The following is a 15,889-nucleotide window of genomic DNA, read 5'->3' on the forward strand; positions in this document are numbered from 1 at the left end:
CGCCTGTTCAGCTCTGACAGGCATAAGACAAGTTCCCGAAGCGGCGCTTTTTGCCGCACAGGGAAATGGGCTTATGACCCGAGGAGCTAGGCGTTCGAGCTAGACATTAAGAAAAGCCGAAACGCCCGTACTGGCAAGACAAGCACAACACAGAAATAGAACCAACAGGCTTCCGACACTCCGTGTGGCGGCAGCCTTTTATTATGGCAGGAGTGAACGATATGTTAACAGATGACGAACGGCTGGATTATTTGCTGGCGGAGAACTTGCGCATCATCCAAAGCCCATCGGTATTTTCCTTTTCTTTGGACGCGGTGCTGTTGGCGCGTTTTGCCTATGTGCCGAAAAAGCGCGGCCGCATTGTCGATTTATGCACGGGCAATGGGGCGATTCCGTTGTTTTTGAGCGCTCGTACCGAATCAACGATCACGGGAGTTGAACTTCAGCCCCGCCTGGCTGGCATGGCGCGCCGCAGCATCGAATTCAACGGCCTCGACGGACAGATCGACATTATCGAAGGGGACGTGAAAGAAATCCCTGCGCAGCTCGGCTACGAGAAATTCGATACGGTGACATGCAATCCGCCGTATTTCCCGGCGCATGACATGAGCGATAAAAATCTGAGTGAGCATATGGCGATTGCGCGCCACGAACTGCACCTGACATTGGACGAAGCGGTACGGTCGGCGAGCCAGTTATTGAAGCAAGGCGGCAAAGCGGCGTTTGTGCATCGTGCGGGAAGATTGATCGATATCATGGCGGCGATGCGCAACAATCGCTTGGAGCCAAAACGGATCCGGCTTGTCTACCCGAAAGCGGGCAAAGAAGCGAATACTTTATTGATTGAAGGCATCAAGGACGGCAAACCGGATTTGAAAGTATTGCCGCCTTTGATCGTTTACGGAGACGACGGCGAATACACGGAAGAAGTGCGAGGTTTGCTGTATGGAAGTGAACAATGACCATTATTTCTACGTGCTTGAATGCGGAGATGGTTCGTATTATGCGGGATATACAAATGATTTAGAGAAACGCTTGGCCAAGCATGAAAGCGGGAAAGGCGCGAAATATACGCGCTCCCGCGGCCCGTTGACGCTCCTTTACCACGAAATGTACGAAACAAAGCCGGAAGCGATGAAAGCGGAATACGCCTTCAAACAATTGAGCAAGGCGGAAAAAATCGCTTATATTCGAAATGGAAAGGCGGAGCGGACATGAAATCACAGAAGAGTTTCAGCGGCGAACAAACGACGCTTTATTTAGTGGCGACACCGATCGGAAATTTGGAAGACATGACGGTGCGTGCGCTGCGGCTGTTAAAAGAAGTGGACGTCATTGCAGCGGAAGATACGCGCAACACCAAGAAGCTTTGCAATTATTTTTCCATTGACACCCCGCTAGTCAGCTATCATGAACACAACCAGGACAGCGGGGGAGAGAAAATCCTCCGCTATTTGGCGGAAGGCAAGTCGGTTGCACTGGTCAGCGATGCCGGCATGCCGTGCATTTCCGATCCAGGGGAGGACATCGTGAAAAAAGCGGTCGAGTCAGGCTATCCGGTCGTCCCGGTGCCGGGTGCAAATGCAGCACTCAGCGCATTGATCGCTTCTGGCATCACTCCGCAGCCGTTCTTGTTTTACGGGTTCCTATCGCGCAATAAGAAAGCGCGTCAGGCGGAACTCGAAAAATTGAGCCAGAAAGAAGAAACGCTGCTGTTTTACGAAGCACCGCATCGTTTGAAAGATAGTTTGAAAAACCTGATGGCGGTGTTCGGCGGCGAGCGCCGGATTGTATTGGCCAGGGAAGTGACCAAAAAATTCGAGGAATTTCTACGCGGAAACTTAGAAGAAGCCGTCGCTTGGGTGGAGTCTAATGAAATCCGCGGCGAATTCTGCTTAGTGGTTGAAGGCAATTTGGAGCCCGACGTGCTGGAAGTAGATGAGTGGTGGAAAGAACTGACATACGTGCAGCACGTCACTCAGTTAATGGAACAAAAACAAATTTCTTCAAAAGAAGCGATCAAGGAAGCAGCGAAAGCGCGAGGCCTTCCAAAGCGTGATGTATACGAAGCATTCCATAAAGACTGAATCGAGCCTATAAAAAAAAGCCGGTGTGCATAGGCACGCCGGTTTTTTATTTCTTCAAATTGCTTTGGATTTCTTTGACAAGCTGCTCCGCGCCTTCTGGGCTGAGGATCAATTTGCCGCCAACCAATTGCATGTTCTCATCGGAAACTTCACCAGTTACCGCACATGTCATATTTGGCATATATTTTTTCAAGATAATTTTGTCGTCGTCGACATAAATCTCCAACGCATCTTTCTCTGCGATTCCTAGCGTACGGCGCAATTCAATCGGAATAACTACGCGGCCCAGTTCATCCACTTTACGTACAATACCAGTCGATTTCATAATCATTAGCCCCTTTCAATTTTAGCGGCAGAATTCGTCAAAATTCGACATTTACCACTTCTTGTCATAAATCATACCAAGTAATGTCAATTAGGTCAATAAAAAACTATGGATTTCATAATAAATTTTGGGTTATTGAGGCAAATACCCATTATTTCGTTATTTTTTTGCCAATTATTTTCCTGTAACCCTATTTTGGGAGGAAGCTCCAATTCTGTAACTCGGCTTTTCCTTGCAGGAGGAAACATTGTACAAAATTCGTGACTTCGTTAAAATAAAGGATATACAAAAAAACTGGAGGAATTTTTCGTGACTGCCAAGAACAAGACATTTTACCTGACGACTCCCATTTACTATCCGAGCGGAAAATTCCATATCGGGACGGCTTACACGACCGTTGCATCCGACGCTATGGCGCGTTATAAACGCCTGCGCGGCTTCGATGTCCGTTTTTTGACGGGCATGGACGAGCACGGCCAGAAAATCGAAGAAAAAGCCCGCGAAGCCGGCAAAGAACCACAAGTCTTTGTCGATGAGATGGCTGAGGCGGCGAAAAAAGTATGGGAAGTCATGGACATTAGCTATGACGATTTTATCCGTACGACAGAAGGCCGCCATAAGGAAGGGGTGGAGAAAATCTTCCAAACCTTCCTCGACAATGGCGATATCTACAAAGGGGAATACGAAGGCTGGTATTGCACGCCTTGCGAATCCTTCTTCACGGAATCGCAGCTCGAAGACGGCAATTGCCCGGATTGTGGACGCCCGGTGCATAAAGTGAAGGAAGAATCGTATTTCTTCAATATGAAAAAGTACGCAGACCGCTTGCTTGATTATTACGACAAGCATGTCGAATTTATCGAACCGGAATCGCGCAAAAATGAAATGGTCAATAATTTCATTAAGCCGGGCCTTGAAGATTTGTCGGTTTCGCGGACTTCATTCGACTGGGGCATCCCAGTTCCTGGAGATCCGAAACATGTCATCTATGTATGGGTCGACGCGTTGTCGAACTACATCACGTCACTCGGCTACGGTTCGAATGACGATGCCGATTTCAATAAATACTGGCCGGCGGACGTCCACGTCGTCGGAAAAGACATCGTGCGCTTCCATACGATCTATTGGCCGATCTTCCTGATGGCGCTTGACTTGCCATTGCCGAAGAAAGTCTTCGCACACGGCTTCATCATGATGAAAGACGGCAAAATGTCGAAATCGAAAGGCAATGTCGTCTATCCGGAAATGCTCGTGGAGCGCTACGGGCTCGATGCGGCGCGTTATTTCCTATTGCGCGAACTGCCATTTGGATCTGACGGCGTGTTCTCGCCGGAATCTTTTGTCGAGCGTACCAATTATGACTTGGCGAACGACCTCGGGAATTTATTGAACCGGACCGTTTCCATGATCAATAAATATTTCGACGGCGAAGTGCCGCAAGTCGACGGCCTGAAAACCGATTTTGATGAGACTTTGCAGGCCGTCGCGAAGAATACGGTCTCTGTCTACGAAGAGCATATGGAAAAAATGCAGTTCAGCCTGGTGTTGAGCGAAGTATGGACATTGATTTCCCGCACGAATAAATACATCGATGAAACGCAGCCATGGGTATTGGCGAAAGACGAAAGCGATCGAGCGCAATTGGCTTCAGTCATGGCGCATCTCGCGGAAAGCTTGCGCATGACAGCAGTTATGCTGCAGCCGTTCTTGCCAAATGCACCAAAGCAGATCATCGAACAGCTCGGCCTTACGCCAGAATTCCTCGAATGGCAGACATTAGAGTCATTCGGCGCGATTCCTTCAGGTACGACCGTCGTGAAAAAAGGCACGCCGATTTTCCCGCGTCTCGAAGTGGAGCCGGAAGTGGCCTATATTCGCGACCAAATGCGCGGAGGGGCAGCGCCGAAAGAAGAGCCTGCCCAAACCGTTCCTGAAAAGCCGGACACCCCTGAGATTACGATCGATGATTTCATGAAAGTGGATTTGCGCGTAGCGACGGTTACGGCATGCGAACCGGTGAAGAAGACCGATAAGCTTTTGAAGCTGCAAGTGGACATGGGCTATGAAACACGCCAAGTCGTCTCCGGCATCGCTGAGCATTACAAGCCGGATGAACTTGTCGGCCAAAAAGTGATCATTGTCGCCAACTTGAAACCAGTCAAGCTGCGCGGTGAATTATCGCAAGGCATGATTCTCGCCGGACAGCAAAATGGCTACTTGACCATCGCTTCCGTAGACCAAAAGTTACCGAATGGCACACAAGTTAAGTAAATATTCATGTGACAGCCTGCTCAGTTGAGTAGGCTGTTTTTTTACGTTTAAGGACTTAATGACTATGAAAACAGCTAAAAATGATGAAATGACTTCAAAACATCATGTTTTGTAATCCAAATGTAATATGGCTGTGAAGAAAGAAATGGCCTCAACCCGTACAATGTAACCTATGTGAAGGAGACTGATGAAGATGTATATCGATACCCATGTTCATTTAAACGCCGATCAATACGACGAAGATTTGCAGGAAGTCATTGATCGCGCGCTAAACAGCAAGGTGGAGAAAATGGTTGTCATCGGTTTTGACCGGAAAACGATCAAACGCGCCATTGAATTGGTTGAGCAATATGACTTTATCTATGCCGTCGTCGGCTGGCATCCTGTCGATGCGATCGATTGCACGGACGAAGACCTCGAATGGATCGAACAATTGGCCGCACACGAAAAAGTAGTCGGCATTGGCGAAACCGGCCTCGATTACCATTGGGATAAATCACCGAGAGATATCCAACAACAAATATTCCGCAAGCAGATCCAACTCGCGAAACGCGTCAAGTTGCCAATCATCATCCATAACCGGGAAGCGACAGAAGACGTGCTGACAATCTTGCGCGAGGAAGATGCACAAGAAGTCGGCGGTGTCATGCATTGCTTCGGCGGCAGCGTCGAAACGGCGCAAGAGAGTATCAAAATGAATTTCATGATTTCACTCGGTGGGCCGGTAACATTCAAAAACGCCAAAAAGCCGAAAGAAGTGGCTGCTGAAATTCCACTGGAACATTTGATGATCGAAACCGACGCCCCTTATCTCGCACCGCATCCTTACCGCGGCAAGCGCAATGAACCTTCCTACGTGCCACTCGTGGCGGAAGAGATCGCCCGTTTGAAAGAACTGCCGGTCGAAACGGTAGCGGAAGCCACAACTGAAAATGCAAAACGATTCTACAAATTATCATAAATGCTGGTTAATTAAGAAAACATATGCGTTGACACGGAAGTGGGACGCGCCTATAATCACTCAGGTGTACAAAGGAGGAGTTATTTTTGACAAAAGAGGCAAATAATACCAACAACAATAAATCATTTAAAGGGAAGTCGGTCGCGATCAGCATTGCAACGGTTCTGTTGTTCGCAGCTGTATTGGCTTTCGCAATTTTCGAAGGCACTAAAAATACGGTGACAATTACAGCGAACGGGGAAACCGAAGAAATCCGCACCCACGCTGAAACGGTTGGCGATGTATTGGACGAAAAGGCGATTGAAGTCGGGAAAGACGATTTCCTCAGCCATTCAGCCGATACGAAGATCGAAGGCGATGCCGCGATCGAATGGGATGAAGCTGAACAATACGCAGTAACGGTTGACGGAGAAACCCGTTCAGCGTGGACGACTGAGAACACCGTTGCCGCTATTTTGGAAAAAGCGGAAATTGAAGTAACAAAGCACGACAAAGTTAGTCCTGCATTAGATGAGACTGTCGATGAAGATACAATGATCGACGTAGAGAAAGCGTATGAAGTAACCATCGTGGATGGCGGAAAAGACAAAAAAGTCTGGTCCACTTCGACTACGGTCGCTGACTTTTTAAAACAGCATAGTGTTGAACTAAGCAAACTTGACCGTGTAGAACAGGATATGGATGAACTCGTTCTTCCTAACTCGAAAGTCGAGGTCGTGCGTGTAGAAAAAGTCACCGATGTAGTGGAAGACGCTGTGAAGTATGCAGTGGAAACGAGAAAAGATTCTTCCCTTTTGAAAGGCAGCGAAAAGCTTGTCCAAAAAGGGCAGAACGGATTGGTTAAGAAAACTTACGAAGTCGTGAAAGAAAACGGCAAAGAAGTAAAACGTGAATTGAAAAAAGAAAAAGTCGTCAAAGAACCGAAACAGCAGATCTTGGCTGTCGGCACGAAAACAGTCGTAGCGAGCGTTTCGCGCGGCACAGCGAAAAAAGAAACAGTTGCGCCTAAACAGGCATCAGCGAAACAAGAAGCGGCGCCAGTGAAAAAAGCTTCGGCACCGGCGAAGAAAGCTGCAGCTCCAAAAGCGGTAGCAAAAGCTCCTGCAAAAGCGAAAGCCGCACCACAGCCAGCGAAAAAAGAAGCTGCTTCTGAACCTACAGGCGGCAAAGAATTTTATGTCTCGGCAACAGCTTACACGGCTAGCTGCACAGGCTGCTCTGGCATTACGGCAACGGGCATCAACTTGAAAGCGAACCCGGGCCTTAAAGTGATCGCAGTTGACCCAAGCGTCATTCCGCTAGGTTCAAAAGTGTGGGTAGAAGGCTACGGCAATGCCATTGCAGGCGATACAGGCGGCGCGATCAAAGGCAACAAGATCGATTTGTTCATGCCGAACCGTTCCGATGCCATCGCATTCGGGCGCAAGCAAGTGAAAGTTAAAATCCTCAACTAATCGAATACAGTATTATATAGAAGGAAAAGCTTTCCCGGAGTGTCGGGAAAGCTTTTTACATGTTTGCCGGAAGCGCGGTAAACTGGATGAGATCTGCAGAAACGAGGGATAGGCCATGAAGATACAAGAAGTGATTGTAGTCGAAGGAAAAGATGATACAGTGGCGATTAAGCGGGCTGTGGGCGCCGATACGATCGAAACGAACGGTTCCGCCATCTCCAGCGAGACTTTGCGGCGCATTATGCATGCCCAGGAGAAGCGGGGCGTCATCGTCTTCACCGATCCCGATTATCCGGGAAGGCGGATTCGTGCTATTATTGAAGAACACGTGCCGCATGCCAAGCACGCCTTTTTGGCGAAAGAAAAAACCATCGCCAAAAACGGAAAAGGGCTCGGCATTGAACATGCCAGTGATGAAGATATCCGCCAGGCATTAGAGGCGGTCTATACGCCGCTGGCAGCAGAGCGGCCGGTGGAGATCACCCTAGAGGATTTGATCGACGCCCGGCTGATTGCCCATCCGTCAGCGAAAGCCCGCAGGACAGAGCTCGGCGAAGTGCTCAACATTGGCTATACGAACGGCAAGCAGCTGCATAAGCGCCTGCATGTGTTCGGCATTACCAAACAGCAGTTTATCGACGCAGTGCAAGCGTTAACCCAGGAGGACAGAACATGACCAAAGATATAGCAACACCGATCCGTACGCAAGAGATCATGGCCAAACACGGCCTGACGTTCAAGAAAAGCCTCGGCCAGAACTTTTTGATCGACCCGAATATTTTACGCAAAATCGTCTCGCAAGCGGGTCTCACAAAAGATTCGGCCGCCATTGAAATCGGCCCGGGCATCGGTGCATTAACCGAACACCTGGCGAGAGACGCAGGGAAAGTATTGGCGTTTGAAATCGACCAGCGATTATTGCCGGTACTCGCGGACACACTGTCGCCCTATGATAACGTCAAAGTGATCCATTCCGATATTTTGAAAGCGGACGTCGAAAGAGCGATTCAAGAAGAATTGGCCGGTTTTGAAGACATCATGGTCGTCGCCAACTTGCCTTATTACGTGACAACGCCGATCATCCTCAAATTATTGCTTGAGAAACTGCCGATTCGCGGAATGGTCGTCATGCTGCAAAAAGAAGTAGCAGAGCGCATCACGGCGAAACCCGGCACGAAAGCATACGGCTCCTTGTCGATCGCCATCCAGTATTATACGGAAGCCGACTACGCCATGACGGTGCCGAAATCGGTATTCATGCCCCAGCCAAATGTCGACTCTGCGGTCATCCGCATGATCAAACGAACGGAACCGATCGTGCAAGTTATTGACGAAGACTTTTTCTTCTTGGTGACACGCGGGTCATTCGTCCAGCGCCGCAAGACGATTCTCAACAACCTGCAAAGCGCCATGCCGAACGGGAAAGCGAAAAAAGACCTCATTCTGCAGGCGCTCGAAGAAGCCGGCATCGACCCAGCGCGGCGTGGCGAAACGCTCAGCATCAAGGAATTCGGGCTGCTTTCCGATAAATTATATCCGCATTTTCATTAAACCGTGAAACTGTAACAGTTTTGGCACAGTTTTTTTCGGAACTAGAATATTTCGGATAAATAACTGTTGCAATTCCTGAAAAGCATTGGTAAAATTAAAAATTTATTTGACTCCGCGGTCATTTTATGCTAGACTTTAGACTATAGTGAGGTGTAGACAAAATGCCCAAAACTTTGGCGGAGATTAAAAAGTCATTAGACCTGCATTTAGGGAAAAGGTTGCTGTTAAAAGCAAACGGAGGTCGCAAAAAGACGGTAGAACGTGCCGGAATTCTGCGTGAAACCTATCACTCCGTGTTCGTGATTGAATTGGATCAAGATGAACATGCATTTGAACGTGTATCTTATAGCTACGCGGACATCTTAACTGAAGCAGTGGAAATCACTGTCTTTGAAGGAACAGAAGACGCACTAGTCGTTAAATAATTGAACTCTATTTCATACTTACTTTACAACCCGCTTCGGTGATTTCGCCGGAAGCGGGTTTTTTCTATTGTTCCGGTTCTTCGGAAGCCATGCGTCTGTGTTAAAATAGTTTTCATCAGAACAGAAAAGGAGGCAGTGGAATGCTCTATATAAAAGCGCCTGCCAAAATCAATTTGACGCTGGATGTCTTGTATAAGCGTCCGGATAACTACCACGAAATCGAAATGATCATGACCACCGTCGACTTGGCGGACCGGATCGGCCTGCAAGGAACAGCGAAAGGCATACATATCCAGTCAGCGGACCGCTTCGTGCCGAATGACTCGCGCAATCTGGCATACCAGGCTGCGCAATTGATCAAAGATACATTCAATATCAAGACAGGCGTCATCATCTCGCTCGATAAGCAAATCCCGGTAGCTGCGGGACTTGCCGGCGGCAGCAGCGACGCAGCGGCCACCTTGAAAGGGCTCAACCAGCTATGGCAATTGAATCTGTCGCTCGATGAGCTGGCAGAACTGGGCGCGAAAATCGGCTCTGACGTATCATTTTGCGTATACGGCGGCACAGCGCTCGCGACTGGGCGCGGCGAGGTGATCGAAGAACTGCCGGCGCCTCCGCATTGCTGGGTCATCCTCGCCAAACCATCGCTCGGCGTTTCGACAGCGGATGTATACGGAGCATTCAATCCAGACAAAGCGGATCATCCGGATACGCAAGCGATGATCGCAGCACTCCGTGAAGGGGATTACGAAGCGATGTGCGCTAATCTCGGCAATGCACTCGAGAGCGTCACGATGAACCTCCACCCCGAAGTTGGGCAGATCAAGGAGCAAATGATTAAATTCGGTGCCGATGCGGTGCTCATGAGCGGCAGCGGTCCGACCGTTTTCGGCCTGGTCAACCAGGAAGCGCGCATTCCGCGCATCTATAACGGCCTGCGCGGCTTCTGCTCCGAAGTATATGCGGTGCGCTTGCTTGGCGACCGGGAGCCTCTTGCTTAAATACGTATATTTATGGTAAGTTTTCATTAGAATATTCGTGTTTAGGAGAGGGTAGTAGTGAAATGGAAGCGCAGTGAACGCTTGGTCGACATGACGCATTATCTATTGGAACATCCGCATCAATTGATTCCGTTGACATATTTCTCGGATTTGTATCAGTCAGCGAAATCATCGATCAGCGAGGACCTAGGCATCGTCAAGGAAACCTTTGAAGAAAAAGGCATCGGCCTGTTGATGACCGTGCCGGGTGCTTCGGGCGGCGTCAAATATGTACCGAAGATGAAAGATGCCGAGATTCGTCAAGTCATGGACGGATTGATTACGGAATTGAGCCAATCGGACCGGCTATTGCCGGGCGGTTATTTGTATATGACCGATGTGCTCGGCAACCCCCAAATGATGAACCGCGTCGGTAAAGTGTTTGCCAGCGCATTTGCAGGCGAGAAAATCGATGCCATCATGACAGTCGCGACAAAAGGCATCCCAATTGCCCAAGCCATCGCGCGCCACTTGAATGTACCGGTCGTCATCGTCCGCCGCGACAGCAAAGTGACAGAAGGCTCCACGGTCAGCATCAATTACGTCTCGGGTTCCACGCGCCGCATCCAGACGATGGTGTTATCCAAACGCAGCATGAAGAGCGGCCAGCGCGTGCTCATCACCGATGATTTCATGAAAGTCGGGGGCACGATGAACGGCATGAAGAACTTATTGGAAGAATTCGATTGCACATTGGCCGGTGTTGCGGTGCTCGTGGAAGCGGAGCATGCAGACGAACGCCTCGTGGAAAAATATCTCTCCCTCGTCAAATTGGACGAAGTCAGTGAAAAAGACCGGACCATTACGTTGAGAGCCGGAAATTATTTTGAAGGAGCGGATTAATATGAAATACGTAGCGACAGACAAAGCAGCAGCGGCGATCGGGCCGTATTCCCAAGGCGTCATTTCAGGCGATATGTTCTACAGCTCGGGGCAAATCCCGTTGAAAGCAGACGGAGAGCTCGCACAAGGCGGCATAGCGGAACAAACGCATCAAGTGTTCGCCAATCTTCAGGCTGTCTTGGAAGAAGCGGGATCGTCGCTTCAGCAGGTTATCAAGACGACTGTGTTCATCAAAGACATGAACGATTTTGCGGAACTGAACTCTATTTATGCTTCTTATTTCGGCGAGCATAAGCCAGCGCGCTCCACAGTCGAAGTGGCACGCCTGCCAAAAGATGTGAAAGTAGAAATTGAAGTCATTGCGAAAGTTGCACAATAAAACCACCTTTTGGGTGGTTTTTGTTTTATTTTCATTTATTAAGTAAATTTTCTAATAAATTCTGTAATTTTTGAAGGAATTTAGTCCTCTCCCCCGAATACAAATAAAAGCGCCAAAAAATTACAGCAAGAGAAGGGGAGATTTGAGAATGGAAGTAACTGATGTAAGATTGCGCCGCGTTCAGACTGACGGACGCATGCGGGCAATCGCTTCAATCACGCTCGACAATGAATTCGTGGTACACGACATCCGTGTCATCGATGGCAACGATGGGTTATTTGTCGCCATGCCAAGCAAGCGGACGCCGGACGGGGAGTTCCGCGACATTGCACATCCGATCAATTCTGGCACCCGCAATAAATTGCAGGAAGCCGTGCTTGTTGCCTATGAACAAAGTGAAGAGCAGGCAGTTCTAGAGAATGCTGGCATCTGATACGTCAAAGAACCTTCCACTTCAAGAGAAGGTTCTTTTTTATGGGTAAAATTCCATCGATAAGAAATCCCTCTCGTACCAGTCTTGCTCAGAAGGTGAAAAAGCGCGCAATTGCGCTCACTTCGGGCTTTGTCATGGGATTGTCATGTCCTGTAACCTTGAAAATCAAGGGTTTTTCAGCTATAGTCAATAAGGAAACGTGAAAGTGGCATTTTTTTGCCTAGACCAGGTAGCCCTTTCGCCAGACAATCATTTTTCAGTTAATCAATTTAAATACAGGAAACGGAGGGATTCGACCGATGGACCATACATATGCGGTAATTTTGGCGGCCGGGCAAGGCACGCGCATGAAATCGAAATTGTATAAAGTACTCCACCCTGTATGCGGCATGCCGATGGTAGAGCACGTAACGGGGAATATCCACCAGCTTGGCGTCGAGAAAATCGTCACGATCGTCGGGCACGGAGCGGAGAAAGTAAAAGACCAGCTGGGGGACATGAGTGAATACGCACTCCAGGAAGAGCAGCTCGGCACAGCCCACGCCGTGCAGCAAGCAGCGCCACTGATCGAAGGGAAAGCCGGGACGACAATCGTCGTATGCGGCGACACGCCTTTGATCCGCGCGGAAACGATGGAGGCACTCATCAGCCATCATAAAGAAACCGGCGCCAAAGCGACCATCCTGACGGCCATCGCTGAAGATCCGACAGGCTACGGGCGCATCATCCGGGACGCTTCTGAAAGCGTCGAGAAGATCGTCGAGCAAAAAGACGCATCGACTGCAGAGCAAGCCGTGAAAGAAATCAATACCGGAACCTATTGCTTTGATAACGAAGCTTTGTTCGACGCGTTGAAAAACGTTTCGAATGATAATGTACAAGGCGAATATTATTTGCCGGACGTCATCGAGATCCTGCAAAAACAAGGGGAAATCGTGGCGGCCTTTGCGACCGACAGCTTTGAAGAGACGCTCGGCGTCAATGACCGCGTCGCGCTGAGCCAAGCGGAGACTTTCCTTCGCCGCCGCATCGCTGAACAGCATATGCGTGCGGGTGTGTCGATCATCGACCCGGCGACCGCGTATATTAGCGCACAGGCAAAAATCGGGGCTGATACGATCATCCACCCGAATGTCACCATTGAAGGCGATACAGTCATCGGCGAAGATTGCGTCATCACATCGAATACGCGCATCGTCTCGAGCACAATCGGCGATCGCACGGAAATCCGCAGCTCCGAAGTGTATGACAGCACGATCGGCAACGATACCGCTGTCGGGCCATTCGCCCATATCCGCCCGCAATCTGCGCTCGGAAATGAAGTGAAGATCGGCAATTTCGTGGAAGTGAAAAAATCCGAGATCGGCGTAGGCAGTAAAGTTTCCCATCTGAGCTATATCGGGGATGCGGCAGTCGGAACTGGCGTTAATATCGGCTGTGGCACGATCACGGTCAATTACGACGGCAAGAACAAGCACCTCACGACCATTGAAGATGATTCGTTCATCGGCTGCAACTCGAATTTGATTGCACCGGTGACGATCGGCAAAGGCTCTTATGTCGCAGCAGGATCGACCATCTCGAAAGATGTGCCTAGCGACGCCTTGGCGATTGGCAGAGCGCGCCAAGAAAATAAAGAAGGCTACGCAAGCAAACTAAACCGCAAATAATAGGAGGGTTCCCCCCAATGGGCATTCAAAATACTAACTCGAAGTTGAAAATCTTTTCGTTGAACTCGAACAAAGAACTCGCTGAGCAAATTGCTGAGCAAGTGGGCTTGCCGCTTGGCAAAAGCTCGGTAACACATTTTAGCGACGGAGAAATCCAGATTAACATCGAAGAAAGCATCCGTGGCTGCGATGTGTTCATCGTCCAATCGACTTCACAGCCGGTCAACGAAAACTTGATGGAGCTATTGATCATGATCGATGCCGTCAAGCGTGCATCTGCGCGTACCGTGAACGTAGTCATCCCATACTACGGCTATGCACGCCAGGACCGTAAAGCACGTTCACGCGAGCCGATCACGGCCAAACTTGTTGCCAACTTGCTTGAAACAGCCGGCGCGACGCGTGTCGTCGTCTTGGATCTCCACGCTCCGCAAATCCAAGGGTTCTTTGATATTTTGATTGACCATCTGGTAGCTGTGCCACTCCTATCCGATCATTTCCTGAACGATCCGAACATCGATCTCGAGAACGCGATCATCGTGTCGCCTGACCACGGCGGGGTTACGCGTGCCCGTAAAATGGCGGACCGCCTGAAAGCGCCGATTGCGATCATCGATAAGCGCCGCCCGCGACCGAACGTTGCCGAAGTGATGAACATCGTCGGGAACGTTGAAGGTAAAACAGCGATCATCATCGATGACATCATCGACACGGCTGGAACGATTTCGATTGCAGCTAGCGCATTGATCGAAAGCGGAGCGAAAGAAGTTTACGCTTGCTGTACGCATCCGGTGCTTTCCGGCCCTGCCGTTCAGCGCATCCAGGATTCCGTCATCAAGGAATTGGTCGTGACCAACTCGATCGCTCTTGCAGATGAGAAGAAAATCGACAAGATCAAACAATTGACGGTTGCACCGCTTCTTGCTGAAACCATCATCCGCGTACACGAACAGAAATCAGTCAGCACTTTATTTGATTGATGGCGCTGGGGTATCCCAGAGTCTTCCAGGTTTCAGCTTTATATGAACAGGGTAGTTATAAACTATGCGTTTAATATAACTGGAGGTTGAAATTATATGGCTATCAAAATGACAGCAGCGAAACGAGAAACAGGAAAGCCGCATTCGGCATTAACCGATTTGCGGGGCGAAGGCCACGTGCCTGGCGTCGTATACGGCTACAAAATGGAAACAACACCAATTGCGGTATCCGAAATCGACTTGATCAAAACTTTGCGTGAATCTGGACGTAATGGCGTCATCAGCTTGGAAATCGGCGGCAAGAGCACGAACGTCGTATTGAGCGATTACCAAATGGATTCATTGAAAGGCAGCTTCAAGCACGTCGACTTCTTGGCGATCAACATGTCTGAAGAAATCGATGTTGATGCAACTGTTCACTTGATCGGCGAATCACCAGGCGAAAAAGAAGGCGGTGTCGTCACGCAGCCGAACCGCGAAGTTCACATTCGCGTCAAGCCGAGAGATATTCCGGATTCTGTCGATATCGACATCAGCGAGCTCGCAATCGGCGACTCTGTGTCGGTCAGCGACATCCGCGACAAGTTCAGCTTTGAAATCTTGAACGACGATGACTTCCTGTTGATCTCTGTTACTGCACCACGTACAGAAGAAGAGCTAGAAGAGCTTGAAACAACAGACGAAGGCGAAGAGCCTGAAGTGATCGGCGACAACGAAGAAGAAGCAGCCGGCGAAGAAAAAGAATAATTCCTGCAATGCTCAAACAGGGACTGCCAACTGGCAGTCCCTGTTTTTATTGCATGCGCACGGATTATGGTAAAATAAAAGCAGTGAAGAAGTAAAAGGAGTTTGCTATGAAAATGATCATCGGCCTGGGGAATCCAGGAAAACCATATGAAGAAACCCGCCACAATATCGGCTTTCACGTAATCGACCGGTTAGCGAAAGAATGGAACGCCCCGCTCACGCAGTCCAAGTTCAAGGGGATGTATTCCGTCGTCCACCGCCCAGAAGGCAAAGTGATGCTCGTTAAGCCGCTGACCTATATGAATCTATCCGGCGAATGTATCGGCCCCTTGATGGATTATTACAATGTCGACATGGAAGACATTGTGGTCATCTACGACGATCTGGATTTGCCGGCAGGACAGCTCCGTTTGCGCCAAAAAGGCAGCGCGGGTGGCCACAACGGCATCAAGTCACTGATCCAGCATCTCGGCACCCAGCAGTTCAACCGCATGCGCATCGGCATCAGCCGCCCACCTGCAGGAATGAAAGTGCCGGATTACGTACTCGCTAAGTTCAATGCTGAAGAAAAGCCATTGATGCAAGAGGCGGTCGGAAAAAGTGCGGATGCGTGCAATTACTGGCTGTCGAAACCATTTATCGAAGTCATGAACGAATACAACGGTTAATCGCTTTGGCGCATGCGTGCGTCCAAGGCTTTTTCCCGTTTCCTATCGTTTT

General features: G+C 49.4%; 18 protein-coding genes. 17 read left to right on the top strand and 1 reads right to left on the bottom strand.

Annotation, left to right across the window (positions count from 1 at the left end; all coding sequences use genetic code 11):
- Positions 1-221 precede the first annotated feature (221 nt).
- Genes M1Q06_RS00190 through rsmI form a run of 3 tightly spaced genes read left to right on the top strand, consistent with a single transcriptional unit; the run spans position 222 to position 2,087 of the window.
- On the top strand, positions 222-962 hold the full coding sequence (locus tag M1Q06_RS00190; RefSeq protein WP_058382241.1) for a tRNA1(Val) (adenine(37)-N6)-methyltransferase: 741 nt from the start codon (positions 222-224) through the stop codon (positions 960-962).
- On the top strand, positions 946-1,218 hold the full coding sequence (locus M1Q06_RS00195) for a GIY-YIG nuclease family protein (protein ID WP_121301353.1): 273 nt from the start codon (positions 946-948) through the stop codon (positions 1,216-1,218). The genes M1Q06_RS00190 and M1Q06_RS00195 overlap by 17 nt, the downstream gene beginning before the upstream one ends.
- Positions 1,215-2,087, top strand: coding sequence for a 16S rRNA (cytidine(1402)-2'-O)-methyltransferase (gene rsmI / locus M1Q06_RS00200; protein WP_434400883.1), 873 nt, complete (start codon positions 1,215-1,217; stop codon positions 2,085-2,087). The genes M1Q06_RS00195 and rsmI overlap by 4 nt, the downstream gene beginning before the upstream one ends.
- Before the next feature lie 46 nt (positions 2,088-2,133).
- Here rsmI and M1Q06_RS00205 read toward each other — a convergent pair whose 3' ends face one another.
- Positions 2,134-2,412, bottom strand: a complete 279-nt coding sequence (locus tag M1Q06_RS00205; protein WP_058382238.1) for an AbrB/MazE/SpoVT family DNA-binding domain-containing protein — start codon at positions 2,410-2,412, stop codon at positions 2,134-2,136.
- Positions 2,413-2,721: 309 nt separating this feature from the next.
- On the opposite strand from M1Q06_RS00205, the gene metG reads away from it, so the two are divergent.
- From metG to pth, 14 genes are all read left to right on the top strand, one after another.
- The gene (gene metG / locus M1Q06_RS00210) at positions 2,722-4,683 is read left to right on the top strand and encodes a methionine--tRNA ligase (RefSeq protein WP_121301355.1); all 1,962 of its coding nucleotides are present in this window, start codon (positions 2,722-2,724) and stop codon (positions 4,681-4,683) included.
- A 193-nt stretch (positions 4,684-4,876) separates the two neighbouring features.
- Positions 4,877-5,644 (top strand): TatD family hydrolase, encoded by a 768-nt coding sequence (locus tag M1Q06_RS00215; RefSeq protein ID WP_121301356.1) that lies wholly within the window; start codon positions 4,877-4,879, stop codon positions 5,642-5,644.
- A gap of 86 nt (positions 5,645-5,730) precedes the next feature.
- Positions 5,731-7,098, top strand: coding sequence for a ubiquitin-like domain-containing protein (locus tag M1Q06_RS00220; protein WP_434400887.1), 1,368 nt, complete (start codon positions 5,731-5,733; stop codon positions 7,096-7,098).
- Positions 7,099-7,213: 115 nt separating this feature from the next.
- Positions 7,214-7,774 (top strand): ribonuclease M5, encoded by a 561-nt coding sequence (gene rnmV, locus M1Q06_RS00225; protein ID WP_434400889.1) that lies wholly within the window; start codon positions 7,214-7,216, stop codon positions 7,772-7,774.
- Positions 7,771-8,649 carry a 16S rRNA (adenine(1518)-N(6)/adenine(1519)-N(6))-dimethyltransferase RsmA gene (gene rsmA / locus M1Q06_RS00230; protein WP_121301359.1) on the top strand — a complete coding sequence of 293 codons (879 nt, stop codon included), beginning with the start codon at positions 7,771-7,773 and terminating at the stop codon, positions 8,647-8,649. The genes rnmV and rsmA overlap by 4 nt, the downstream gene beginning before the upstream one ends.
- A 161-nt stretch (positions 8,650-8,810) precedes the next feature.
- Positions 8,811-9,074, top strand: coding sequence for a biofilm formation stimulator Veg (gene veg / locus M1Q06_RS00235; RefSeq protein ID WP_058382232.1), 264 nt, complete (start codon positions 8,811-8,813; stop codon positions 9,072-9,074).
- Between the two features lie 140 nt (positions 9,075-9,214).
- Entirely contained in the window at positions 9,215-10,078 is an 864-nt protein-coding gene (ispE, locus tag M1Q06_RS00240; protein WP_058382231.1) for a 4-(cytidine 5'-diphospho)-2-C-methyl-D-erythritol kinase, read from the top strand.
- Positions 10,079-10,135: 57 nt separating this feature from the next.
- The gene (gene purR / locus M1Q06_RS00245) at positions 10,136-10,960 is read left to right on the top strand and encodes a pur operon repressor (RefSeq protein WP_058382230.1); all 825 of its coding nucleotides are present in this window, start codon (positions 10,136-10,138) and stop codon (positions 10,958-10,960) included.
- A 1-nt stretch (position 10,961) separates the two neighbouring features.
- The gene (locus M1Q06_RS00250; protein WP_058382229.1) at positions 10,962-11,339 is read left to right on the top strand and encodes a RidA family protein; all 378 of its coding nucleotides are present in this window, start codon (positions 10,962-10,964) and stop codon (positions 11,337-11,339) included.
- Between the two features lie 148 nt (positions 11,340-11,487).
- On the top strand, positions 11,488-11,772 hold the full coding sequence (gene spoVG / locus M1Q06_RS00255; protein ID WP_121301361.1) for a septation regulator SpoVG: 285 nt from the start codon (positions 11,488-11,490) through the stop codon (positions 11,770-11,772).
- A 299-nt stretch (positions 11,773-12,071) separates the two neighbouring features.
- Positions 12,072-13,442, top strand: a complete 1,371-nt coding sequence (glmU, locus tag M1Q06_RS00260; protein ID WP_434400893.1) for a bifunctional UDP-N-acetylglucosamine diphosphorylase/glucosamine-1-phosphate N-acetyltransferase GlmU — start codon at positions 12,072-12,074, stop codon at positions 13,440-13,442.
- 17 nt (positions 13,443-13,459) lie between these two features.
- Positions 13,460-14,422, top strand: coding sequence for a ribose-phosphate diphosphokinase (locus M1Q06_RS00265; protein WP_058382226.1), 963 nt, complete (start codon positions 13,460-13,462; stop codon positions 14,420-14,422).
- Positions 14,423-14,518: 96 nt separating this feature from the next.
- On the top strand, positions 14,519-15,169 hold the full coding sequence (locus tag M1Q06_RS00270) for a 50S ribosomal protein L25/general stress protein Ctc (protein WP_434400895.1): 651 nt from the start codon (positions 14,519-14,521) through the stop codon (positions 15,167-15,169).
- Positions 15,170-15,276: 107 nt separating this feature from the next.
- Positions 15,277-15,837, top strand: a complete 561-nt coding sequence (pth, locus tag M1Q06_RS00275) for an aminoacyl-tRNA hydrolase (RefSeq protein WP_404467010.1) — start codon at positions 15,277-15,279, stop codon at positions 15,835-15,837.
- Positions 15,838-15,889 lie beyond the last annotated feature (52 nt).

The organism is Planococcus sp. 11815 (assembly GCF_051096385.1).
Classification (GTDB): domain Bacteria; phylum Bacillota; class Bacilli; order Bacillales_A; family Planococcaceae; genus Planococcus; species Planococcus citreus.